The following is a 22,513-nucleotide window of genomic DNA, read 5'->3' on the forward strand; positions in this document are numbered from 1 at the left end:
CGGCTAGCGCCCCGCGTGCCAAATCATGGCAAGTGCAACCAGTGCCAGCACAGAGGTAAGAACAGCTTCCGCTAAAATGATCCAACTCATTTGCGTCTCCCCAATGCACAACTACGATCCGATGGCTCAATCATGCAGGCGAAGCGTGCCACGTTTTCCTCAGAGCCAAATGCCGCGGTGGTTGTAAAGAAGCCTTAAAAAAGTGTAAACCCCGGCGGCGTTTCTAAACGCCGCTGGGGCCGCGCGCCGCATTCGTACATTCAGATCCACGCTTTGCGCTGGCATCCGAGAAACAGCGTCTCGGATGATGGGGAGTATGAGGTCGGTGAAGATGATTGAAGGGGCATCGAAGTGGTGCCGGATTTTTAGCGCTTCGCGGCGTCGCTCTCGGCAAAAGTCCTCTCCAGAAACTGGGTAGTTGTCGCATCCAGATTGGACCGAAGCCAGTCCGCCATAGCGATTTCCTCTTGCAGGCTCTGCTCACATGCCCTTGCAATTTCTTCCTCATTCAATCGGCGGGCAGTAGCGATGAGGATCGTGTAGGAGGCAATTTCCATATTCTCGAATGCGAAGCTCGCAAGGGAGCCTTTCAAAACCTCGTCGCCCGCGAAAAAGCCACTAGACGACTGACCCATGGCCATCAGTTTACCGCCAGCATCCTTTAAAGTGGATGCATCTTCACCGAGTTGATCCAGACAACGCTCAAGCCGCTCAGCTTGGGTCTTGGTTTATTCAAGGTGGCCACGGATGCGTTCGGCCAAGTTCGGATAGTTTTCCAGACGGAGTCCGTTCAGCATCGTTTCGGCTTGCTCTTCCATTGCATGAGCATCACGAAGCCATTGAATGAGCCAGTGTCGAGTATCAGACATTTTCCACTCCCTTAATTGTCTTTCCTTTGATTGTCGCGCTGTCTAACCGATCGAAAAGCAGTTTGTTCCCCTTGGGACTACGGAACGAACCCGCCTGTCGGGTGTTAGGCGGTTCACACAAAAAGGATAGGCGCAATGCGAACCGTAAGTGCGTTGTTTTCAAACACACTCCAAGCAAAACTCACTATTGCCGCTTTGGTGGCTTCAGGAATCCATGCCGAAGAAATTGCCATCATATCCAGCGGGAGCGAAGGAGAATTGACGGAGAATGCAGCCGGTGTCGCAGCAGGCACCGGGGCCCTTGTGGGCGGGACCGCAGGATTGCTCACAGGTCTTGGATTGATGGCAATCCCCGGACTTGGGCGGATCGTCGCTGCAGGCTGGCTCGCGAGCACCCTGACGGGTGCTGTTAGTGGGGCTGCAATCGGCGGCATCGCCGGGAATGTTTATCGTTCTCTCGTCGAAGCGGGCCTTAGTGAACGGATGCGAACATATACTCAGCCGGGATAGAGCAGGGCGGAACGTTCCTCGCAGTCAGGGTATCCGACGAACAGTACGAGGCTGCGGAGCGGATTCTGGAAAAAGCCCGCAGCTTTACAGAAACGGATATCAACACGCCTCCAGCGCCAGGTTAACACATTTTAAGACAGTGTAGCTCGAACGTCTTGTTAGACAGCAGGTAGCCGGAGTGCTTCTCCTGATTGGCTGTGGCACATCGGCTTTGGCTCTCTTAGGCAAGCGATCACAGACCCGAAACGAGTTTGGGAAAAAACTCTCTCGCTCAGGCAAACGTTCCAAAGAGGTTGTTGGAATTTGCCCGATCCATCTGATGGCGTCTGCTGTATCTAAGATGTGCCAGGTTTGCAGCAAGTTCGCTGATATAACTTTGATCGCGTAGTCCACGTTCGTACAGCAAAATTATGCACGATGCGAGTTCATGAGCCGAATAATTCTGGTCACTTTCTTCGAGAATGATGGCTGCATTAGTATAGCAGCTACGCAAAAAGGTGACTTCGATAGTATTATATACTCGGCTCGCTTCGTTAAAAAACGGCATGTCAGCCTCCTATTTCGGAATATTAACCATACGCTGTCTAGAAATATTAGGTATCGCAATATTATCACTTAATGTTAATGCGCCGGCTGAGCATTAAAACTGAAGCTTAACAATGAATTAGACGGCAGGCGCCATTCGGCCTAGTCCTGTTGGTAGCTTGCCGTTTACAGGACCGGAACTCGGTATTCCACACCAAACAGTCGGTGGCTTGCCTTGTGCGGCTGGGAACTTTGGAGGTTCGGATTGCTTAGGAAGACTTCGTTAAAAAGGAGACTTTCGATGTCAACACGGATTATTCGTCCGAACCGTCGCGGGTTTGTCGGACTTGCAGGGTCGGCTGCGGCTTTCCTAAGGTAACCGGTGTTCCGCTCCCACGTTGTCCTTACGGACCTGATCTGTGATCGCCTATCCATGGACGAGCAACGGGAGTTTCTCCATGGAGAGTACATTGGAGGTTCTCACGACCAGGAAGTCTGGACGTGAGTTTCACCGGCACTGGCGGGATGACGTTAAAGCACAGATCGTTTCGGAAAGTCTTCGGCCCGGAGCGCTGGTAAATGAAGTCGCAGAGCGACATGGCCTGAAGCCGAACCACCTCTCCACCTGGCGAACGATGGCGCGGCAGGGCAAGTTGGTTTTGCCTGCACCTGGGGATGCGGTGGAGTTCGCAGCGGTCATAGTTGCTGCACCTGTTTCGGAACCGCCGATCAAAAAGACCAGCCGTCCCGAGATCATCGTCGGGTCCGTCATCATTCGGCTGGAAGAAGGTGCGTCTGCCGAGCGCATCGCCGCTGTCGCGCGTGCCTGCGCGGTCCCGTCATGATCTTTCCATCGAACCGCGTCCGGATCATGGTGGCGACAAAGCCGGTAGATTTCCGCAAGGGCCATAATGGTCTGGCGGCGCTGGTCAAGAACGAACTGCACAAGGACCCGTTCACAGGGACGGTCTTCGTGTTTCGGTCCCGGAAAGCGGATCGATTGAAGCTGATCTACTGGGATGGCAGCGGTCTGGTGATGGCCTACAAGCGGCTGGAGGAACACACCTTCACCTGGCCGGGTATCAAGGACGGCTTGATGACGCTGGGCCATGCCCAATTCGAAGCGTTGTTTGCAGGCCTTGATTGGCGTCGCGTCCGTTCCGTAGAGGCGAGACCGCCGGACACCATCGAATAGATGCGGCACTATGACTCGGGCGGTAAATTCCAACGGCGAAGCGACGCTGATTTTGATAGACTTCGATCATGTTAGACGCCGCCGATCTTCCCGATGATGTTGCTGCGCTGAAGGCGATGCTGATCGCGGCGCAAGCGCGTGAACTTCGCAAGGATGACCGGATCGAGCGGCTGGAGAAGCTGGTTGCCGCATTCAAGCTGGCCGCCTTCGGCCGCAAATCCGAGAAGGCCAATCCCGAGCAATTCGACCTCGCATTGGAGGACCTGGAAACCGCTATTGCGGCCATCCATGCCGAAGATGAAGCCGATAGCGCCTCTGGGAAGCCGCAGCCTAAACTCCGTGCCGCCAATCGCGGCTCTCTGCCCGCCCATCTTCTTCGCGTTGAGGAGATCATCGAACCGGAAAGCCTGATCTGCGCCTGCGGCGGCGGTCTGCATTGCATCGGCGAGGACGCCTCCGAGCGGCTGGATGTCATCCCGGCGCAGTTCCGCGTCATCGTTACTCGTCGTCCCAAGTATGCGTGCCGTACCTGCACCGACGGCGTTGCCCAGGCTCCAGCGCCTGCAAGATTGATCCACGCCGGGTTGCCAACGGAGGCGACCATCGCGCATGTGCTGGTCTCCAAATATGCCGATCACATGCCGCTTTACCGACAGGCCCAGATCATGAGTCGCCAGGGCGTTGATCTCGACCGCTCCACGCTCGCCGACTGGGTCGGCCGGGCAGCATTCGAGCTTCGCCCGGTCTTCGACGCTCTGATCACCGACCTGAAGCGGTCCACCAAGCTGTTCATGGACGAGACCCGTGCGCCGGTCCTCGATCCCGGCTCTCGCAAAACCAAAACCGGATACTTCTGGGCGCTGGCTCGCGATGACCGACCGTGGGGTGGAGGTGCTCCGCCAGGCGTCGCCTTCACCTATGCTCCGGGTCGCAGTGGCCAGCATGCCGAACGGATATTGCAAGGGTTTACAGGCGTCCTTCAGGTGGATGGTTACGCGGGTTATAACCGCTTGCTCGCACCGGGACGCGCCGGGCCCGACATCCAGCTCGCCTATTGTTGGGCTCACGCACGGCGCAGGCTGGTCGAGATCACCCGCACCGGCTCGGCACCAATTGCCGAGGAAGGCGTGAAGCGGATCGGCGACCTCTATCGCATCGAAGCAGCGTTGCGCGGTCGCGACGCCGACGCCCGCTTGGCCGGAAGGCAGGCACGGTCAGCGCCATTGGTCGCCGACATGCGGACCTGGCTGACGCATCATCGTGCCCGCGTCTCTGGCAAGTCGCCGCTCGGCGAAGCACTCGCTTATATCGCCAAATACTGGGATGGGCTTTGTGTTTTCCTGACCGATGGTCGCGTCGAGATCGACAACAACAGCATCGAGCGAACCATCCGCCCGATAGCTCTGAACCGTAAGAATTCTCTCTTTGCCGGACATGACGCGGGAGCGGAGAACTGGGCGACCATCGCCTCCCTCATCGAGACCTGCAAACTCAATTCGGTTGATCCGTTTGCCTATCTGACTGCTACGCTGACCGCCATCGTCAGCGGCCACAAGCAGAGCCGAATCGATGTGCTGATGCCGTGGAGTTACTCATGACGGAGCAGACCCGAAGCGAGCTGACAGCCGATAAGCTGTCAGCTCACTTTGGAATCAAAAGGCGTAGGACATAGTTGGTTCGATCAGGTCCCACGGGTTGCCGTATAAGTCCTCGAATACGGCAACCTTACCGTAAGCCTCCACTCTTGGCTGTTCGCGGAAAGTGACACCCGCCTCCAAGTAGCGAGCATGATCACGGGCAAAGTCATCCGTTTCCAGGAAAAGGAACACCCTGCCGCCCGCCTGTCGCCCGATAGCGTCGGTCTGTTCGCCAACGGCCTTGGCGAGGAGCAGGGAGGCCTGACCGCCTCCAGGGCCGACGACGACCCACCGCTTTTCACTTGATAACCTCGTGTCCTCCAGAAGTCGAAAGCCGAGCTTGCCGACATAGTAGGAGATCGCCTCGTCGTAGTCGCGCACCAGGAGTGACACGAGAGACAAACGTCGAGACGTGCCCGTCGCTGCCTGGGTCATCGGGTGCGAACCTCGCCGGTGGAGTTTACCTTATCGATAAAGTCGCGCAGCAGTTTAGGCATTGCTTCTGTCGGCAGTGACGGCGGGTCATCGGCTCTCAGGTCCATATATATGGCAATGCATGCCTCTATCGCTCTTTTCACGGAGGCAGCGTCATTCGTGGCCACGGTTGCGGCAAGCATTCCCTGTTCGTCCAATGCCAGCGTCTCGAGGCGTCTGACACCCCGCTGGTTTTTGCCTGCACGGCGGTAAAGTAGCGGACCGAGAACCTGTTCCCGGTAGAATGCAAGCATCCCTATTGCCTCGTAGAGTTCGCCACGGGCAAGCTTGGTGGCCGCATAATGCAGCCATATCCAGGCCCGTGCTTCAAACCAGTCCGATGAATGGTTGGGCCACTCGACCTCTCCGGCTTGAACACGGGCCGCCATCTCGGCCGGCTTCCGGGCGAACAAAATCGCCCGTCGCTCGATTTGGCGGTCGAGATCAGATGCCAGGATAAATTTCAGATCGACATGCAGGAGCGGGGGACCATAGAGGCAGATCAGAAGACGCGGCTCCCCGACATGCTCGCCGGTGAAAGCGCTGACAAGACCAGGAAGGGTCTTCGCGAAAGCCAAGCGCGTGGCCATGACGTCCTCATAATCTTCGTCATTGACGACGATGACGAAGTCCAGGTCGGAATTCTCGTCGAACCCGCCGTGAATGTACGACCCGCCGATCAGAAGTGCGTTAAGCCGTTCGTCGACTGCGACCGCGTCGCAGACCTGATTCAGGAAACTCTCATGTGTTTTAGGAAGGTTGCTGGGCATATGATTCTCCTTGCCAGCACCTCAGGATAAAACAGGCGGCGCGCACACCGCAACCTTTTTTCGGGATAGCGTGACCTGTCTAACCAAGGTGGAGATGTATAGAGAAGCCTGAAGTCCACTATCGGTGCATTGTTGCCACCACGTCCAAGTGGAAAGGCATCGTTACGCCCCACTGCGCTTGGTCAACGTGCGAATAGAACAGCGCTTACTTCCTAAGCTGTGGCTGCGTTTCTGCTTTTGCAGAGCAATCGACCGAAAAAGGCGATCCAATCGCGGGCGACAAAAAATCTATGAAAAGTCACGCGCTGGAGTTGGGTGCTGATCTCCTGCAGGATGATAGTCCGATCAGCGCGATTAATATGTATCTGAACGGCTTCCATTTTTATGCTGATGATATGGGCAGACAGGTCGAAGCGCATCATTATTGCACGCATATCAACGAGGACTTCTTCCAGTGTGTGATCTACGACGGAAATAAGGCCGGCTCGCGTCTAATCGGAATTGAATATATCGTCTCCGAGCGATTGTTTAAAACCCTGCCGGAAAAAGAGAAGCTGCTATGGCACAGTCATCGCCATGAAACGACTTCAGGCGAACTTATTATGCCCGGTATCCCTGAAACGGTTGAGCATACGGCGATTGCCGGGCTCGTATCTACCTATGGCAAAACATGGCACACATGGCAGATAGATGAAAATTCCTCTATTCCGCTCGGTATTCCGCAATTGATGATGGGTTTTACTGCCGATGGGCAACTTGATGCAGGCATGCTACGTAAACGGGACACGCAACTGGAAACCAACACGGCCTCTTTGAAGCGGACCAGGGTTGACCTTGCTCAAGCAGCACCGCCACCCGATCCATCGGCCGACGGTTGGAAAGACGGCACGTCCTATCGGCTTGCTCTTGAGGAAGTTCCGTTGAAAAACAAGCGGTAAGTTGGCATTAGGGTCTTTTAGCCTATGGCACCACGGATTGCCTGTTACGTTTGGAAAAGCACGTCAGTTTCATCGCTTGGGCTCTTTAATGTTCGATGGCATCGAGCCGAGAAAGCAGATCCGATAGCAAAACCGAATCTTCTACTGACGCCTCGGTCAGGCGGGCCTTAATCGCGTCCATAATAGCTTCAGAAGGATGCAGCGCACGATTTCTCGCGCCACGTTCCTCCAAGGATAACCAGATACTGACTGGCAATCAAGCAGGCTGTCGAAAAATGCTTTGCGTTATCGGCCGGTTGAACCAACCTATTAATCTGTCCGTACTTACCCAAAACTCCATGGCCAATATTCAAGATGACGTGATTTTTGAAGTGAGTAAGAAAGAGCAGTCATATAACGGATCTCAAAAAGTCGAATTATCGCAAAGTCCAGATAACAGTCATCAATTGATGCGAGCACCACTGGTCGGATCAAACAGATGCATCCGTTCGAATGAGATACCCAGTTCGACGACATCGCCCACTGCTAGCGACATTTCGCTGCCAACCACAGCCATCAATTTCTCGGATCCGACCTCAAAAACAACATGTGCTTGTGCACCGGTTGGCTCGATCAAACGCACTTTCGCCGGAATGCCGCCATCGCGCCTGACTTCCACATGTTCAGGACGCAGACCTAGCACAACTTTGCCGCTTCTATCGGTGTCGCTGTCGGACATTTCCAGTTTCGAACCGCTTGCCAAACGTATAGCGGCACCTGCTGAACTATGCTCGATCGTCGCATCAAGAAAGTTCATTGCTGGCGAACCGATGAAGCCTGCGACGAAGATATTGGCAGGTTTTGTGTAAAGTTCCATTGGCGTGCCTTGTTGCTCGATCTCGCCCCTTGTTAAGCACCACCACTCTATCGGCCAGTGTCATCGCCTCAATCTGATCATGCGTGACATAGATCGACGTGATCTTCACCTTCTGGTGCAGTTCCTTGATCTCTGCTCGCATCAAGACGCGCAATTTTGCATCCAAATTGGAAAGCGGCTCATCGAACAGAAAGACAGAAGGCTTTCGCACAATGGCGCGCCCCATTGCAACGCGCTGGCGCTGGCCTCCCGACAACTGGTGCGGCTTGCGGTCCAATAGGGCCGTCAGATCGAGCATCCGAGCTGCTTCACCGACCCGATCCCGAATTTCCGCTTTCGGGCGGCCAGCAAGTTGAAGATTGAACGCTATGTTGTCAAAGACAGACATATGCGGATAAAGCGCATAGTTCTGGAAAACCATGGCAACATCGCGCTCACTAGGATTAGCATGGTTTACATTCCTGTTGCCAATATGAAGATCACCGGATGTGATTTGTTCAAGACCTGCGATCATGCGCAGTAAAGTCGACTTACCGCATCCCGAAGGTCCGACAAGCGCAACAAATTCAGCATCTGCAATCGAAAGATCGATCCTTGGAATGACTTCCACATTGCCATAGGATTTGTGAATTGAACGAAGTTCGACCGAGGCCATGAAGTCACCCTTTCTGCCGATTGACCGGCGAAGACTGCCGACCGGCGACGAGAACTGCAAGATCGGGCCGATCAGTCGTCAGTTGTCCGATAGGCTTTCTCAACCAATATTCAAGCTCAGTTTCGGTATTTGGTACCCAACATCCAAGCCTTGGTGTCCCAACCTCAGACACACATTGGTCTAATACAATCTCCAGCAAGCTCTTCTCAAAAGCCAACACCGTTGCAACATCGTTGCCACGCTTCAGCACTTTTTCAAATCCACCGAAAAACTCCGCCGAGCGCCGGTCAATCGACATCAGCAACTGCTGGTTTGGAAATTTCATGCGGATATCTTCCAGTACTTCCGGCACGAAGCAGGTGAGGAAGACACGATCCAGCATATTGCGCTCTTGAGCAAGGGTAATGATCTTTTCGGGCATACTGGGATATGGTCTTCCCCGCTCATCAATCTTGATCTCCAGCTCAAGCTCCAGCTGGGTGAGAGCAAAGATATCCAGAACATCCGCTAGAGTGGGTACGGTTTGACCGCGGCTGTCGTTCAAGAGGACTTTTCCAAGCGCTTCGGCACTTTGCGCCTGAACAGGTCCTCTGCCATTGGTGGTACGGTCGAGCAACGGGTCATGGATCACAACCGGCACACCATCGGAACTCAAATGTACGTCGAGTTCCACTGCATCGACATCGAAAGCGAGCAGGTTTTGAAAGCCTGCGATACTATTTTCGGCCCACAGATTACGCCCACCGCGATGACCAATGATCTTCACCATTTTTGTATTCTCCAATTGTTCCCTATTTGCCGCTGTCGACGAGACCCTTCACGAACCATCGCTGCATGATGAGGATCACCAGCACGGGCGGAAGCATGGTCCAAAGCGAGGCGTTCATGAGAAGGTGCCATGTCGGAAGACCATCCGACTGCGGCATAACCTGTTTCAAACCCACAACGGCGGTCGCCATATTGGGGTCTGTCGTCATCAACAACGGCCACAGATACTGGTTCCAGCCCATCAGGAAGAGAATGATCGACAATGCCACGATATTCGACCGGGAAAGTGGAAGCAGAATGCAGAAGAAGAATTGCATCGGCTTGGCGCCGTCAATCCGCGCGGCTTCACACAGATCGTCAGGAATTGTCAGAAAGAACTGCCTGAACAAAAATGTTGCCGTTGCTGAAGCGATGATCGGCAGGATAAGTCCAGGATAGGTGTTCACCATGTTCCAGTTCAGCTCGACCGAAATGCCCAACCAAGCAAAGATGATATTCAGCGGCAGCGCCATATTGGCTGCTGATTCATAGGTTGGGACAATTCGCACCTCAATCGGCAGCATCATCGATATGAATATCAGCCAAAAGGCGGTCATTCGGAACGGAAAGCGGAAATAGGTGACTGCAAAGGCGGCAAGCACCGACAAAGCCAGTTTTCCGACAGTAATTCCGAGGGCCACAATAACCGTGTTCAACAATAGCTGTCCGAAATTGATCGTTGTCAGAACTTCCAGTGAATTGATCAAAAACTGATCGCCCGGCAGCCAACTCATCGGGACTTTCAACACATCCTCCTGGCTCAGCGAACCCGTGACCACCACGAAATAAAGTGGCAGGCAAACCAACACGATGCCGATTATGAGAACCGCATGGCAAACAACGTCCAATATCGGTGTGCGTTCGTTCATTATTTACACCGCATAATTGACGCGCCGTTCGACCAGGCGAAATTGCGCGAATGTAAGGGCAAGAGCGAGGATCATCAAAATGACCGACTGCGCAGCAGACGAGCCCATGTCCAAATTGACGAAGCCATCCTGATAGACCTTATAGACGAGAATCGAAGTCGCCCCTGCCGGTCCGCCACGTGTGGTGGCATCGATAATCGCAAATGTGTCGAACAGGCCGTAGACGAAGTTGATGACAATCAGGAAGAACAGCGTCGGCGCGATCATTGGCAGGGAAATGCGCTGGAACCGTCGAATGGGTCCCGCTCCATCGATGGCGGCAGATTCCAGGATCGAACGCGGAACGGCCAACAGGGCGGCGACGAGAAATATGTAATTGTAGCAAATGTGTTTCCACGATGCCGCAAGAATAATGAGGGTCATCGCATCGGTAGTGTTCTTCGTGGCGTCCCAACCGATACCCAGCATGTGCAGTATTTGCGCGATGGGTCCGACACGGGTGTTGAACAGAAATGCCAGCATTATGCCCGCAACTGCTGGAGCGATAGCATAAGGAAGCAGCAGGATCGTACGATAAGCGCCACGAGCACGAATGACATGGTTGGTCGCGAAAGCAAACAGCAACGCAACCGAAAGCGTGATTGCATTCTGCGCCAGCGTGAACCAGAGCGTCATTTTGGCCGACATCCAATAGGACGGGCTGGCGAGCAATGCCGCAAAGTTCGAGAAACCAACCCATTGCACTGAACCGCCAAAAGGATCATTGAGCTGAAACGCCTGGATGAGCGCCCTGAATGACGGAATGAAGAAGAAAAACAGCAAGACGAGCATTTGTGGCGCCAGCAATAGGACTGGCGTTTTCCATTCTCGAAAGTGCGCGCGCTTCAGGCCGCTTTCCTGCCGCTCCCCCAAAGGGGAGCGCAGACGGAAAGCACCTCCACCTTGTGCTTTCATTGCCTTATTTTCCTGCGCTTAGCTTTTCAAAGCGGCGAAGCACTTCGTTGCCGCGCGTGACAGCGGAATCTAACGCTTCCTGTACCGGCTTCTGCCCCAGTGAGGCGGCCATCACTTCTTCCATAATGAAGATATTGGCCTGATTGGAGTTACCGAAGCGGAAGCCCAGCGAATTATCGGAGTTTGGCTTGCGCATAAGCTGTTCAATCGCGATGGCGCGGGTGGGATGCTGCTCGAAATAGCCTTCGCTTTTCAGCGCTTCATAGGCCGTCGTCGTAACGGGAACATAGCCGGTGTTTTTGCTCCACCACACCTGAATTTCCGGCTTTGCTAGAAAATCGAAGAAAGCGGCAGCACCTTTATATTCATCATCAGAATGACCCTTCATTGCCCATAGAGCGCCGCCACCGATGACGCTGTTATGTGCTGTTCTGTCTTTTTCATGGGGAAGAAAAGTCGCATTCCACGGGAATGTTGCTGAAGCCTCCACTGCGGCATGAGACGCAGTCGATGCAATAATCGTCGAACAGGTGCCTGAAGTAAACAGCTGAACCGGCTGAATTCCCTGTCCAGCGATCTCCATGACCCCGCTCGAAACAAGGTCATGCATGCGCTCCACTTGACGGGTCAGAGACTTGTTGAAGACAAACTCGGTATCGATGCCGTCAATGCCATTGCGCTTTGTGCCATAGGGGTAGTCGTTCACGGCAGCGTAGTTTTCGAGAAAGCTCCACTCATAGTCGCCCGGCAAAACCATGGCACATTTCGAAATGCCCTTGTCATGGATCGCGTGCAACTGTTGTGTCAGCTCATCCCAGTTATCAGCTGGCTTTTCAAAGCCTGTGGCCTTAAAATGATCCTGATTGTACCAAAGGATTGGCGTTGACGAGTTGAATGGCAGAGCCTGCAACTTGCCCTTGTCACTATAGTAAGCGGCAACTGGTGCAATCACCGTACTCCAGTCGATACTGTAGCCTTCCTTGGCCATCAGATCGGCGACGGGTATTATTGCCGATGAGTTCAGCATGGTCAAAAATGCGCGCTCATTGGTTTGCACAATGACCGGCGCGCGCTTCGCGCGATAGGCTGCAATCATCGCATTGATAAGCTCTTCGTATTTGCCCTTATTGACCGGGACAATCTCATACTCATCCTGAGATTCATTGAACTTCTTCGAGAGTTCATTCACGCGCTCATTGAGCACGCCTCCCATCGCATGCCAGAATTCGATCTGCGTTTTTGCCTCAGCCGTTATGCTGGACAGCATCGAACAGCCCAGCATTAAGGAAGCCACTAAAAGACGCTTCATCGTATCCTCCCGTCTCGATCAAGTGCTCTTATGTTGAGCATACGCTCTGATAATCGTTTGTCCAGCCCATAATTGAAGCGTCAAAATGATTACTTATCCTGCTCTCTAAGGTGAATATATTCGCGTTTAGAACGCAAGGCGATATTGCTCTTCCAAACACGCCGGTTTTATCATACGCTCACATATCAATCATTTTCTCATGAGTCGCTTGATGGATATCACCCAAATGAACCCCGCCTCGCTAGCATTCGATCTGGTCATTTTTGACTGTGACGGGGTGCTGGTCGACAGCGAGATCATCAGCTGCGGCGCAGTGGCCGATGTGCTGAGCAGGCACGGCGTACCTACGGACCTCGACTATGCATTGCGGACTTTCCTAGGACGCCCGGCGTCGGCAGTGACCGATGCCTTTACGGAACAAATGAACAAGCCACTCCCCGACACATTTGTTTCGAGCTGGCGAGAGTATCTTTTTACGCGCTTTGAACAGGAACTGGTTGCCGTTGATGGAATTCGTTCGGCGATTGAAGCTATACCACTGCCCCGCTGCGTCGCCTCATCTAGCGATGAGGAACGACTTCAGATATCATTGGGGCAAACAGGTCTACTGCCACTTTTCGAAGGCAGTATCTTCAGTACAACGATGGTTAAACACGGCAAGCCTGCTCCTGACCTCTTTCTTTATGCGGCCAGACAGATGGGGGTGTCGGCCCGACGATGCGTCGTTGTCGAAGACAGCCCCAGCGGCGTGAAGGCTGCCAAGGCAGCGGGGATGACAGCTGTCGGATTTACCGGTGGGAGCCACTATTCGGTACTGGACAATACTGAAACATTGCTTAATGCCGGTGCAGATCACATTTTAAAGCGTGCTGCCGACCTGCCTTCCCTAGTGAGAGAAATTTCCGCCGATGGCCGATAATGACAAGCCCAGACTGGACGATGCCGCAAGAGCGGGTTGGCTTTATTATATTGCCGGCAAGACACAGGACGAGATCGCACAGATGCTGGGCGTTTCACGCCCCACGGCACAGAGATTTGTATCACAATGCCGGTCTGAAGGGCTGATCACGTTTCGGATGAACCATCCAATTGCAAATTGCATGGAACTTGCAGGCAGGATGTCGGAGAAATTCGACCTAGCTTATTGCGACGTTGTTCCCTCGGAAGGGACTTGGCCGGAAGGTTCAACGACCGTCCCCGAAGCCGCTGCCGTTTTCATAGAGCGGCAGTTACGGTCCAGAACTGCCATTGTGATGGCGCTTGGCACCGGCCGCACCATGCGCGCCACGGTCCAGCGCGTTTCTCCACTCAACGGCTCGGTCCATCGACTGGTGTCACTGGTGGGGCATATTGGCATTGACGGATCGGCGAGCCCGTTCGATGCCTTGATCAAGCTTTCGGAAACAGTCAGCGCACAGCATTATCCGCTTCTTTTGCCGCTCTACCTATCTACGGTAGAAGAAAGGGACGCGTTGCTAGCTATTGAGCCGGTGAGGCGCGTCCACCAACTAGCATCGACTGCCGATCTCTGGGTGACCGGGATCAGCGATCTGGCGGCGGATTCGCCACTTGCAAAAGAAGGGTTTCTTAGCCGCGATGAGCTTTTTGAACTTAACAGGCTTGGAGGCGTTGGAGAAATTTGCGGTTGGGCATTTGATATCGATGGGAAAATCGTCGAAGGTGCCACGAATTTGCGTATCACCAGCGTCGCACCGCAGATCAATGTCAGCAGACAACGCATTTGCGTGGCTTCCGGTGAACGGAAAGTGCAACCATTGCTGTCTGCGCTCCGCGGCAGCATCATCAACGGACTTATTACCGATGAAAATACCGCGATGAATTTGCTGGCCTGATAATCCAGCACCTTGATAAAAGCCTCGTCTGCATCGGTTTGACATATTTCCTGTCGTCGGCACTCTCACCAAGAAAACCGTTGGTAATTTCATTCCACGTCATCGTGCCTCCATCCAAATGCTCGCCAGCAATATGAACGACAGCTTCTCCCAACTAATCACTACCATTCCATGCGGGCAGGATTATTTCTATCCATGCCGCATTGACGTTCTGCTACACAGATCAAAAATGACTGTCGTAGCAACGCGTAAACAAGCGTGATACGAATTTTGATTGGCAATCCAAAGCAGAACGTTAAGAGTTTTTCGGCTCACCCAAAATTGGTGAAAGGCGGTCAACGAAACTGATAATCCATAGAACGTATCGCTTTTGTACCCAATTTATAACGGCTGTGGCTATCGCGAAATGCGTCCGACAGGTCAGAGACTGGCAAAAACTCCCGCTCTATTTCCGGCACCGTGGCAATTTCCGCACCGGCACCAGTCGCGGCCATCATACCAAGTCGTGCTGCGCCAAAAGCCGCGCCAAAATCGCCGCTGACGGGCAACAACACCGGGGTGTTGAACACCGTCGCGATCAGCGACAACCAGTAGTGTGATCGTGCTCCCCCGCCAACAGCAACGAGTGAACTTAGCTCGGTGCCCGTCGATGCCAATGCATCGCGGCAATCGGCCAACGCATAAGCGACACCTTCCAACACTGCGCGTGTGGCGGACGCCTGATCGGTTGCATGCTCCAGCCCAAGAAACGCGCCACGGATATGAGCGTCGTTGAGCGGTGTGCGTTCACCGCCGAGATAAGGCAGGAACAACGTTCTTCCTGGTGCCTCAAGCGCCCCGAGATTCGCGGTGAGATCTTCTGGGTTTTTCCCCACCAGTTGGGCGAACCAGTTGAGAGCGTCGGTTGCGGCGAGAATGACGCCCATTTGATGCCAAGCCTGGGGCAACGCATGACAGAAGCTGTGTACTGCCGATGCGGCATTTGGTCGATAGCCATCCGTTGCTGCAAACAAGACGCCAGACGTACCAAGCGATACGAAGGCTTGCCCAGCGTTGACGACGCCAACGCCAACGGCCGAGGCTGCATTTTCACCAGCACCACCTGCAACCACCACATCGAGCGAGAGTCCAAGTTCCGCAGCCAGCTCCGGTCGCACCCGGCCCGATATGGCGGAACCCTCCACCAAGGCGGGCATCATGCTGCGGTCCAGTCCGGTCCATGACAAAAGTTCGTCTGACCAATCGCGGCGTGCACAATCGAACCAGCTCGTTCCCGCCGCATCGGACATTTCGGACACATGTTCTCCGGTCAGCCAAAGTCGCAGATAATCCTTTGGCAACAGGAATTTTCGTACCTTTGCGAACGTCTCAGGTTCGTTTTCGCGAAGCCATACCGCCTTTGGTGCTGTAAAGCCGGGGAAAACGATATTGCCACTAATGGCGCGGAAGGCCGGGATCGCATCAAGCCTAGCCGCCTGATCGGCAGCACGAACATCGTTCCATAAAATGCATTGACGAAGCACCTGATCCGACGCATCGAGAAACGTTGCACCATGCATATGCCCTGACAGGCCGATACCCCGCACAGAAGACAAATTTCTCTGACGCGCCAGTGTCTCCAGCACGAGCCGGGCAGCCGATAGCCATGTGTCCGGCTGCTGCTCCGACCAGCCATCATACGGACGGCTGACCGTCAACGGCGCACGCGCTTCCGCAAGGATTTGTTGACCGTCATCGATGAGAATGCCCTTGAGGCCAGAGGTTCCCAGATCAAGTCCTATATACATGTGCAGCTCCCGCCCTTCATCACTCTATGCTGCGACAACACGTTGTCCGGTCGCTGTGTCGAAGATGTGCAGGTCAGCTGCATCAACGTCGACACCGACAGTTTGTCCTTCGCTCAGACGCACGCCGGATGGAACAGTGACGTTGAAGTCATGCGATCCCGTTCGCAATGTCACTAATCGTGTTTCGCCGTGAAACTCATTGCGTTCCACCTGCCCTCGGAACGCACCGTCGGTATCCCTGAGCCGAAACGCGCCGGGACGGATACCAACTGTGACATTCTCCGGCTGAACCGAGAATGGTGCTTCAAGGCGAAGCGTTCCATCTCCAAGCATTCCATCGGCGGCACGCATCTGGAAGAAATTCATGTTGGGTGTGCCAATGAAACCTGCTGCAAATAGGGTTGCAGGCTTATGATAGATTTCCTCCGGCGTGCCCATCTGCTCGATGTGACCATCCTTCATCAGGACAATGCGGTCAGCCAGGGTCATGGCTTCGAGCTGGTCGTGGGTGACATAGATGCTGGTGGTTTTCAGATCGCGGTGAAGCCGCGCGATTTCAACGCGCAGACTGCCTCGCAATTTGGCATCGAGGTTCGACAAAGGTTCGTCAAACAGAAAAACGTCCGGCGTCTTGATCATGGCGCGTGCAATGGCCACGCGTTGCTGCTGACCACCGGAAAGCTCCGTCGGCTTGCGCGCGAGATAGGGTTGTAGCCCAAGCGCATCGACAACTGGAGCCAGGCGCTCGTCGATGGCGTGTTTGCCAACGCCTGCGCGTTCCAGTCCGAACGAGATGTTTTCGCGTACCGACATATGCGGATAGAGCGCATAGTTTTGGAACACCATGGCGATACCGCGATCACCGGGATCGCGGTCATTCACACGTTGATCGCCGATCAGAAGATCGCCGCCGGTGATGTCTTCGAGCCCTGCCACCATGCGCAACAATGTGGATTTCCCGCAACCGGAGGGGCCGAGGAACACGACGAACTCATGATCGCGAATACTCAGATTGAAGTTCCCGATCACCTCATGGGTGCCATAGACCTTGCGGATTGACCGACATTCGACTGTAGCCATCAACCTGCCTCCGTATCGAGAATGATCTGGAGTTTCACATCCGTTGGGCGACCTTCGGCGGCACGCACGAATGCGGTAATTGATTCATCGAAAGTGAAGGTACCGGACACCAGCGGCTTAAGATCAACTTTGCCCGCAGCGATCAACGCAAGCGCGCGGTCGAAAACATTGGCATAGCGGAACACTGTTTCGATACGGCATTCACGGGCAGTCGCACCGGACACGTCGAACAGGACCGGTTCGGGCGGAAGTCCGACCAGCACAACCGTGCCGCCGGGACGGACAATCTTGAACAGATCACGAATTGCCGCCGGAGCACCGGAACATTCGAAGACGATATCGGCACCCCAGTTTTCGGTTGCCTCATTCACGGCATCCACAATGTTCACTTCGCGCAGATTGATGCCGGTAATGCCCGCATAAGTTTCCGCAAGTTTCAACTTCGCTTCCGACAGATCGGAAATCAACACACGGGAGCAGCCGCCTGCCAGCGCTGCCAACGCCACCATGATGCCGATGGTGCCGCAACCAGTGACCACCGCCGTATCGCCGGGGGAAATGCAGGCGCGTGTTGCAGCCTGCATACCAACGGCGAAAGGCTCGACCATCGCCCCTTCTGCAAAGGAGACATTGTCCGGCAGCTTGTAGGTGAAATTTGCCGGATGTACCGTAACAGGGCACAGAACGCCGTGGATTGGCGGCGTGGCCCAGAAGCGGACCGCTGGATCGACATTGTAGATGCCAAGCTTGGACGGACGCGACAGCGGGTCGGGAATACCCGGTTCCATGCAAACGCGATCACCGGGCTTGAGATGGGAAACATTGGCTCCAACCTCGATCACCGTACCGGCAGCCTCGTGACCGAGTACCATCGGTTCGTTGACCACGAAATCGCCAATGCGACCATGGGTGTAATAGTGTACGTCACTGCCGCAAACACCGACCGTGTGGAGTTTGATGCGCACATCATCCGCTCCCATTTCTGTTGGAAGATCGATATCCCGCAGATTGAGTTCGCCGACGCGCTCCAGAACGAGTGCTTTCATTTGATCAGTCCTGATTTTGTTTCTTTGAAAAAGCTGCATTGAGACCACCGGCAAGCAATCCGAGGAGGATAAGCGGTGGCAAGGAGAGCAAGACGACTGCGGCGTTGAGAATGCCCCATGGAACATTCATGCCAAGCTGGGACATTTCCGAAGCGATGATCGGAAGCGTCTTCGCATTCGAGGTGGTAAGCATCATGGCAAGCAGAAACTCGTTCCAGACGAGCACGAATGCGAAAGCTAAGGCACCGAATATCTGGAACCGCGCAATCGGCAAGGCAACGCGAAAAAAGGTTGCGTAACGGCCAAGGCCATCGACACGCGCGGCTTCTTCAACATGAAGACTGACGCGCTCAAAAGCTGGAACAGAAAGCCAGATCGTGATTGAGGCCGTGGTGATCAGATAGGTCACGATCAACGACAGACGAGTATCGTAGAGGCCAAGACCGAGCCAGATGACAAGCATCGGGATAGCCACAGCCACCGGCGGCAGGAAACGCAACGACAATACGAAGAACTGCGCCTCAGCGGTTATCCGGTTTTTGTAACGCGCAATCACATAGGCTGCTGGCACGCCCAACAGCGCACCGACGACAACTGCGGACGAGCAGATGATAACCGAATTGGTCAACGCGCGTGCCACCGAGCGGCGGTTGAGCACGTAACTCATATTGTCCCAGACCGGCTGGAACACCAGTTTCGGCGTACTCACCAGTAGATCTGCATTGGTCTTGAAGGCGTTGAGAAACGTCCAGAGAAGCGGCAACACCACCAGTGCAGCCGCAAGCAACAGAAGGGCACGCAGGAAGAGTGTAGAAATTTTCATCTGTTCAGCCTCTTCCATGCGACGGTGAATACGACGATTGTGAGAACCATCATGATGACGGCCATGGAGGACGCGTAGGAAATCTTGCCGGACTCGATAAACCCTTGCGAATAGGCGTACATGTCGAGCGTTTCCGTCGAGATGCCCGGCCCACCCCGCGTCATGACATAGACGAGATCGAAAGAGCGCAGGCTTTCGATCGCCTTGACGAGCAACAGGCTTATCAGCGGCACTTTGAGCATTGGTATCGTGATGTATCGGTGGATATCCCAACGCGTCGCCTTGTCGATCCGTGCAGCCTCGATGGGTTGCGGCGGCAGAGCCTCTAAAAGCTTCAGCACGATGACTGCGAAAAACAGGCCCCACTGCCAGACATCGACGAATGTCACTGTCAGGAGCGCGCCCCACGGGGTGGAGAGGACATCGGGCGTAGCGCCAGTCAGCTCCCTCACAGGCCAGGTCAGCGCGCCATAGAGGGGATGGAACGCAAATTTCCAAACGAAGGCGGCACAGACGCGCGGCAGCAGAACAGGTATGATGAATAGGATGCACAATATAGTGCGCATACGCGTGCTGGCGGCTTCGAACATGGCAATCCCCAAACTGACACCAACGAGCATGGTCAGCGCCACGGTCAGCAATTCCCATTTGAGCGATACCCACAGAGCATTCAAAAAGCGCGGATCGCTGAAGAGCGCCACATAGTTTTCAAACCAGACATATTGCACCATACCTTGTGACAAGGTGCGGTTCTGGAACGAGATATTGATGGCGAACAAAGTTGGCACAAGCGCCAGCACCATCAGGATAATCAGGGGCGGCCCCAGAAAGACGAAGGGCAGAGATCGTCCACGTTTCATGAAACAGTCCTTGACAGAAAGCGGTTCCCTGCCTTGGCCGCTCATTGCGGACAGGGAAAGCAGCATAGAATGAAAAGTCGGTGACACCGGACACACTCTCCCAAGTGTGTCCGGACACAAGCGTTACGACAACGCGATCAGAGCTTGTTTGCGAAGGCCTCAAGATCGTTAAGCGCGCCCTTTATGTCGGTGCGGCTCCCGGTGATCAGCTCTTCCAGCATGATACCCCACTGGTTACCCAGCTCCTGCCAACGTGGATCTTGCCAGAAGGTAACCTGCGTCCGCTCTCCGGTAGCAGCCATGGCATCGGAGAGATTTTGGCCAAAGGTCTTGGCATATTCAGGGCTCTGGAACGTACTGGTGCGGGTCAACTCGCCCGGCTGACCAGCAGCCAGACGCCGCGCCTCCTGTTCCTTCGATGTGGCCCATGCCACGAATAGTCCCGCACATGCCTTGTCTGCATCCGTGACGTTCGCCTTGGAGGCAATGGCAAAGCCATGTGCATAACCCGCACCGGGCAGTGGTGTCGGCGGCACAGAGAAGCCGACCTTGTCGGCAACCTGGCTTTGTGCCTTGTCGACGGACATGCCACCCAGCGGAGCGGATCTCGATCAGGATTGCCACTTTACCTGCGCGAAACGCGCCGGTGGATTCATCCCACGAACCGGTCTGTGTGCCGGGCGCGGAATACTTGAACATATCCAGATATTCCTGCGTCGCCTTTACAGCCGCGTCGGAATTGAATGCCGGCTTGCCGTCCTTGTACCACTCGCCTCCAAGTGCTTTGAACAGAGGCATCCAGCGCCAAACATTGGCGCCTGAACCGCGCTGTCCGCGCAATGCCGTGCCATAAACACCGTTCTGGGGATCGTGCAGCTTGGCAACTGCAGCCTTATATTCGTCCCAGGTCTTCGGTGGTTGAATGCCCGCCTTCTCCAGGAGATCGGTGCGATAAACAAGAAGGTCGCCGCCGCCTTGTATCGGAGCAAACCACTGCTTGCCATCGTAAGTCGCAGCAGCGCGCATACCGGCATCGAAATCGCTGTAGTCGTATTCCTTCGGATAGAAGCCTTCGAGCGGCACAATCCAGCCCGACGATGCGAACAGCGCCAAATTGGCTTCGTCCACGTAATAGACATTGTAGCTGCCAACGGTCGAGGCATCGGCCTGCGACTTGGCGCGGCGGTCATTTTCATTCAGATAGCTGATCTCGAAACCAGCGCCCGAAAGCTTCTCGAACTCATCGACTTCTTTTTCAAGAAGGGTCAAACCGTCGCGTGGTTGCGCGAGAATGCGCAGGTCTTTTTCACATACGGCTGCGGCAAAACTGTTGGAAGCAGCGACGAGCGCAACCAATGCGACGCTCGCGCCCAAAATAGCACGTTTCATTGTCATCCTCCCCATAAGACGCTTTTGATAAGCGCCTGACACGTGAAATTTCATGGAACATCGCAAAAAGCACTAGATTGCTTTTCGACATCAACTAATACTATTATGACAAAATATGGGGGTTTTTACCGATCAGATATGTCAATTCCATCGAAAGAATCGCAACAGACCCCGAATGCCTTTGCGGCGACACGTGAGAGGATTCAACTCCCGGAGGGGAAATCCTATCTCATTCGGCGCGATGACTATCCGATAGCGATTTGTATCTGGAACTATCATCCCGAATGGGAAATCCATTATATCCCCGGCGCCAAGGGCCTCGCTTATGTCGGCGATTATGTCGGCTCCTTTGCGCCCGGCCATCTGGTGCTGACGGGAACCAACCTACCACATAACTGGATTACGCCCGGGGCGACAAACCTTCCCGGACGTGATCTGGTGTTGCAGTTCGATGCCGATGCCCTAATAGGGATTCGCGCTATCTGCCCCGAATTTGAGGTGCTTCACCGCTTGAAACCTCTTTCGATGCAAGGCATCGAAATAATGGGGGCGGCGGCAGGGCGGATCGGTGAGATGATTCTCGATCTGAACAAGACGGGGCAAAGCGGCGGACTGGGCTTGTTTATCGATATCCTGCAAGCCATAGAAACCGCCCCGGAAAAACGCCTTCTAGCCAGTTCACATTTCGTCTCGTCCTACAACGAGAATTCAGACAAGCGCCACCGTCGCATTGATAAGGCGATACAGCTTCTGCAGTCCACACCATCGATGCAGATGCAGGATGTAGCGGCAGCTGTGGGGCTGGAGTCTTCCGCCTTTTCACGTGCTTTCAAACGGCTGACGGGATTGGCTTTTTCCGATTACAGCCGGTCTGTGCGCGTGTGGCGCGCGCGCACGCTCCTAACCGAAACAGAAAAGCCGGTGACAGATATCTGCTTTGAAGCAGGCTTCAATAATCTGTCCAATTTCAATAGGTACTTCCGGAGGGAAACCGGGCTTACACCGCGCGCGTATCGCCAGGCTGCACGCATTCGGGTGAGTTCCATTGATGCCGCCCATATTCAAATAGCAGTGGCCTAATAAGCTGGTTGCACTGACCTTTGTTCAATATGTCCGAAGGCGGTCACTTTCTGTTGGGCGATGCAGAAGCTGAAGCAATTCCTCGACTGATCTTCAGTTACCAGCTGTAACAGAGCGAAAAACAGCCAACAGCCTAATTAGGTGGGAGATGAATGACGGCTGATAGGCGATCATGGATGTTGGTCGTGGAGATCGACAATGATTTGGCCAACCCTTTTCTCAGCTTT

At 54.5% G+C, this 22,513-nt stretch carries 20 protein-coding genes and 3 pseudogenes; 8 read left to right on the plus strand and 15 right to left on the minus strand.

Annotated features, from left to right (window positions below; all coding sequences use genetic code 11):
* Positions 1 to 365: 365 nt before the first annotated feature.
* Positions 366 to 869 (minus strand): annotated as a pseudogene (locus tag QLQ11_RS22085) (ferritin-like domain-containing protein).
* Between the two features lie 135 nt (positions 870 to 1,004).
* Between QLQ11_RS22085 and QLQ11_RS22090 the strand changes: the two are divergent.
* Entirely contained in the window at positions 1,005 to 1,379 is a 375-nt protein-coding gene (locus QLQ11_RS22090; RefSeq protein ID WP_283735397.1) for a hypothetical protein, read from the plus strand.
* A 271-nt stretch (positions 1,380 to 1,650) separates the two neighbouring features.
* Here the strand turns inward: QLQ11_RS22090 and QLQ11_RS22095 are convergent, their stop codons facing one another.
* Positions 1,651 to 1,926 carry a hypothetical protein gene (locus tag QLQ11_RS22095; RefSeq protein ID WP_121539285.1) on the minus strand — a complete coding sequence of 92 codons (276 nt, stop codon included), beginning with the start codon at positions 1,924 to 1,926 and terminating at the stop codon, positions 1,651 to 1,653.
* Positions 1,927 to 2,362: 436 nt separating this feature from the next.
* Between QLQ11_RS22095 and QLQ11_RS22100 the strand changes: the two genes are divergently transcribed.
* From QLQ11_RS22100 to QLQ11_RS22110, 3 genes are all read left to right on the plus strand, one after another.
* Positions 2,363 to 2,749 (plus strand): transposase, encoded by a 387-nt coding sequence (locus QLQ11_RS22100; RefSeq protein ID WP_283735396.1) that lies wholly within the window; start codon positions 2,363 to 2,365, stop codon positions 2,747 to 2,749.
* Positions 2,746 to 3,099, plus strand: coding sequence for an IS66 family insertion sequence element accessory protein TnpB (gene tnpB, locus QLQ11_RS22105; RefSeq protein ID WP_147438021.1), 354 nt, complete (start codon positions 2,746 to 2,748; stop codon positions 3,097 to 3,099). Before QLQ11_RS22100 ends, tnpB begins: the two co-directional genes overlap by 4 nt.
* Before the next feature lie 68 nt (positions 3,100 to 3,167).
* Positions 3,168 to 4,697 carry an IS66 family transposase gene (locus QLQ11_RS22110; RefSeq protein WP_121539284.1) on the plus strand — a complete coding sequence of 510 codons (1,530 nt, stop codon included), beginning with the start codon at positions 3,168 to 3,170 and terminating at the stop codon, positions 4,695 to 4,697.
* A 54-nt stretch (positions 4,698 to 4,751) separates the two neighbouring features.
* Here the strand turns inward: QLQ11_RS22110 and QLQ11_RS22115 are convergent, their stop codons facing one another.
* Together QLQ11_RS22115 and QLQ11_RS22120 are read right to left on the minus strand one after the other, a co-directional pair.
* Complete coding sequence (locus QLQ11_RS22115) at positions 4,752 to 5,171, minus strand: VOC family protein (protein WP_171319523.1); 420 nt, start codon at positions 5,169 to 5,171, stop codon at positions 4,752 to 4,754.
* Positions 5,168 to 5,980: a nucleotidyltransferase domain-containing protein gene (locus QLQ11_RS22120; protein ID WP_171319522.1), complete on the minus strand. Its 813-nt coding sequence runs from the start codon at positions 5,978 to 5,980 to the stop codon at positions 5,168 to 5,170. Before QLQ11_RS22120 ends, QLQ11_RS22115 begins: the two co-directional genes overlap by 4 nt.
* 290 nt (positions 5,981 to 6,270) lie before the next feature.
* Between QLQ11_RS22120 and QLQ11_RS22125 the strand changes: the two genes are divergently transcribed.
* Positions 6,271 to 6,918: an OBAP family protein gene (locus QLQ11_RS22125; protein ID WP_171319521.1), complete on the plus strand. Its 648-nt coding sequence runs from the start codon at positions 6,271 to 6,273 to the stop codon at positions 6,916 to 6,918.
* A gap of 442 nt (positions 6,919 to 7,360) precedes the next feature.
* Here QLQ11_RS22125 and QLQ11_RS22130 read toward each other — a convergent pair.
* From QLQ11_RS22130 to QLQ11_RS22150, 5 genes and pseudogenes are all read right to left on the minus strand, one after another.
* Positions 7,361 to 8,429, minus strand: a pseudogene (locus QLQ11_RS22130) (ABC transporter ATP-binding protein).
* A 4-nt stretch (positions 8,430 to 8,433) separates the two neighbouring features.
* Complete coding sequence (locus tag QLQ11_RS22135; RefSeq protein WP_171319519.1) at positions 8,434 to 9,198, minus strand: glycerophosphodiester phosphodiesterase family protein; 765 nt, start codon at positions 9,196 to 9,198, stop codon at positions 8,434 to 8,436.
* 22 nt (positions 9,199 to 9,220) lie between these two features.
* Positions 9,221 to 10,105, minus strand: coding sequence for a sn-glycerol-3-phosphate ABC transporter permease UgpE (gene ugpE / locus QLQ11_RS22140; protein WP_171319518.1), 885 nt, complete (start codon positions 10,103 to 10,105; stop codon positions 9,221 to 9,223).
* Positions 10,106 to 10,108: 3 nt separating this feature from the next.
* Entirely contained in the window at positions 10,109 to 11,059 is a 951-nt protein-coding gene (locus QLQ11_RS22145; protein ID WP_171319517.1) for an ABC transporter permease subunit, read from the minus strand.
* Positions 11,060 to 11,063: 4 nt separating this feature from the next.
* On the minus strand, positions 11,064 to 12,368 hold the full coding sequence (locus QLQ11_RS22150; RefSeq protein WP_283735395.1) for an extracellular solute-binding protein: 1,305 nt from the start codon (positions 12,366 to 12,368) through the stop codon (positions 11,064 to 11,066).
* 211 nt (positions 12,369 to 12,579) lie between these two features.
* Between QLQ11_RS22150 and QLQ11_RS22155 the strand changes: the two genes are divergently transcribed.
* Positions 12,580 to 13,287: an HAD family phosphatase gene (locus QLQ11_RS22155; RefSeq protein ID WP_235943014.1), complete on the plus strand. Its 708-nt coding sequence runs from the start codon at positions 12,580 to 12,582 to the stop codon at positions 13,285 to 13,287.
* The gene (locus tag QLQ11_RS22160) at positions 13,277 to 14,221 is read left to right on the plus strand and encodes a sugar-binding transcriptional regulator (protein WP_283735392.1); all 945 of its coding nucleotides are present in this window, start codon (positions 13,277 to 13,279) and stop codon (positions 14,219 to 14,221) included. The genes QLQ11_RS22155 and QLQ11_RS22160 overlap by 11 nt, the downstream gene beginning before the upstream one ends.
* Positions 14,222 to 14,556: 335 nt before the next feature.
* Here the strand turns inward: QLQ11_RS22160 and xylB are convergent, their stop codons facing one another.
* The 6 genes and pseudogenes from xylB to QLQ11_RS22190 all read right to left on the minus strand — a co-directional run bounded on the left by xylB (position 14,557) and on the right by QLQ11_RS22190 (position 21,206).
* A complete protein-coding gene (gene xylB / locus QLQ11_RS22165; protein ID WP_171319514.1) occupies positions 14,557 to 16,008 on the minus strand; it encodes a xylulokinase in 1,452 nt (483 codons plus the stop codon).
* A gap of 24 nt (positions 16,009 to 16,032) precedes the next feature.
* Positions 16,033 to 17,088 (minus strand): ABC transporter ATP-binding protein, encoded by a 1,056-nt coding sequence (locus QLQ11_RS22170; protein WP_171319513.1) that lies wholly within the window; start codon positions 17,086 to 17,088, stop codon positions 16,033 to 16,035.
* Positions 17,088 to 18,134: an NAD(P)-dependent alcohol dehydrogenase gene (locus QLQ11_RS22175; RefSeq protein ID WP_171319512.1), complete on the minus strand. Its 1,047-nt coding sequence runs from the start codon at positions 18,132 to 18,134 to the stop codon at positions 17,088 to 17,090. The genes QLQ11_RS22170 and QLQ11_RS22175 overlap by 1 nt, the downstream gene beginning before the upstream one ends.
* Before the next feature lie 4 nt (positions 18,135 to 18,138).
* On the minus strand, positions 18,139 to 18,957 hold the full coding sequence (locus QLQ11_RS22180; RefSeq protein WP_283735390.1) for a carbohydrate ABC transporter permease: 819 nt from the start codon (positions 18,955 to 18,957) through the stop codon (positions 18,139 to 18,141).
* Positions 18,954 to 19,817, minus strand: coding sequence for a carbohydrate ABC transporter permease (locus tag QLQ11_RS22185; RefSeq protein ID WP_171319510.1), 864 nt, complete (start codon positions 19,815 to 19,817; stop codon positions 18,954 to 18,956). The genes QLQ11_RS22180 and QLQ11_RS22185 overlap by 4 nt, the downstream gene beginning before the upstream one ends.
* Positions 19,818 to 19,954: 137 nt before the next feature.
* Positions 19,955 to 21,206, minus strand: a pseudogene (locus QLQ11_RS22190) (ABC transporter substrate-binding protein).
* A gap of 138 nt (positions 21,207 to 21,344) precedes the next feature.
* Between QLQ11_RS22190 and QLQ11_RS22195 the strand changes: the two are divergent.
* Positions 21,345 to 22,286: an AraC family transcriptional regulator gene (locus QLQ11_RS22195; protein WP_171319508.1), complete on the plus strand. Its 942-nt coding sequence runs from the start codon at positions 21,345 to 21,347 to the stop codon at positions 22,284 to 22,286.
* The last annotated feature ends 227 nt before the right edge of the window (positions 22,287 to 22,513 follow it).

This window comes from Ochrobactrum sp. SSR, assembly GCF_030067775.1.
GTDB lineage: Bacteria > Pseudomonadota > Alphaproteobacteria > Rhizobiales > Rhizobiaceae > Brucella > Brucella teleogrylli.

Excerpts from the sequence above, each read along its gene's own strand:
- QLQ11_RS22090 (WP_283735397.1), top strand. The coding sequence starts at position 1,005 with ATGCGAACCGTAAGTGCGTTGTTTTCAAACACACTCCAAGCAAAACTC.
- QLQ11_RS22095 (WP_121539285.1), bottom strand. The coding sequence starts at position 1,926 with ATGCCGTTTTTTAACGAAGCGAGCCGAGTATATAATACTATCGAAGTC.
- QLQ11_RS22100 (WP_283735396.1), top strand. The coding sequence starts at position 2,363 with ATGGAGAGTACATTGGAGGTTCTCACGACCAGGAAGTCTGGACGTGAG.
- tnpB (WP_147438021.1), top strand. The coding sequence starts at position 2,746 with ATGATCTTTCCATCGAACCGCGTCCGGATCATGGTGGCGACAAAGCCG.
- QLQ11_RS22110 (WP_121539284.1), top strand. The coding sequence starts at position 3,168 with ATGTTAGACGCCGCCGATCTTCCCGATGATGTTGCTGCGCTGAAGGCG.
- QLQ11_RS22115 (WP_171319523.1), bottom strand. The coding sequence starts at position 5,171 with ATGACCCAGGCAGCGACGGGCACGTCTCGACGTTTGTCTCTCGTGTCA.
- QLQ11_RS22120 (WP_171319522.1), bottom strand. The coding sequence starts at position 5,980 with ATGCCCAGCAACCTTCCTAAAACACATGAGAGTTTCCTGAATCAGGTC.
- QLQ11_RS22125 (WP_171319521.1), top strand. The coding sequence starts at position 6,271 with ATGAAAAGTCACGCGCTGGAGTTGGGTGCTGATCTCCTGCAGGATGAT.
- QLQ11_RS22135 (WP_171319519.1), bottom strand. The coding sequence starts at position 9,198 with ATGGTGAAGATCATTGGTCATCGCGGTGGGCGTAATCTGTGGGCCGAA.
- ugpE (WP_171319518.1), bottom strand. The coding sequence starts at position 10,105 with ATGAACGAACGCACACCGATATTGGACGTTGTTTGCCATGCGGTTCTC.
- QLQ11_RS22145 (WP_171319517.1), bottom strand. The coding sequence starts at position 11,059 with ATGAAAGCACAAGGTGGAGGTGCTTTCCGTCTGCGCTCCCCTTTGGGG.
- QLQ11_RS22150 (WP_283735395.1), bottom strand. The coding sequence starts at position 12,368 with ATGAAGCGTCTTTTAGTGGCTTCCTTAATGCTGGGCTGTTCGATGCTG.
- QLQ11_RS22155 (WP_235943014.1), top strand. The coding sequence starts at position 12,580 with ATGGATATCACCCAAATGAACCCCGCCTCGCTAGCATTCGATCTGGTC.
- QLQ11_RS22160 (WP_283735392.1), top strand. The coding sequence starts at position 13,277 with ATGGCCGATAATGACAAGCCCAGACTGGACGATGCCGCAAGAGCGGGT.
- xylB (WP_171319514.1), bottom strand. The coding sequence starts at position 16,008 with ATGTATATAGGACTTGATCTGGGAACCTCTGGCCTCAAGGGCATTCTC.
- QLQ11_RS22170 (WP_171319513.1), bottom strand. The coding sequence starts at position 17,088 with ATGGCTACAGTCGAATGTCGGTCAATCCGCAAGGTCTATGGCACCCAT.
- QLQ11_RS22175 (WP_171319512.1), bottom strand. The coding sequence starts at position 18,134 with ATGAAAGCACTCGTTCTGGAGCGCGTCGGCGAACTCAATCTGCGGGAT.
- QLQ11_RS22180 (WP_283735390.1), bottom strand. The coding sequence starts at position 18,957 with ATGAAAATTTCTACACTCTTCCTGCGTGCCCTTCTGTTGCTTGCGGCT.
- QLQ11_RS22185 (WP_171319510.1), bottom strand. The coding sequence starts at position 19,817 with ATGAAACGTGGACGATCTCTGCCCTTCGTCTTTCTGGGGCCGCCCCTG.
- QLQ11_RS22195 (WP_171319508.1), top strand. The coding sequence starts at position 21,345 with ATGTCAATTCCATCGAAAGAATCGCAACAGACCCCGAATGCCTTTGCG.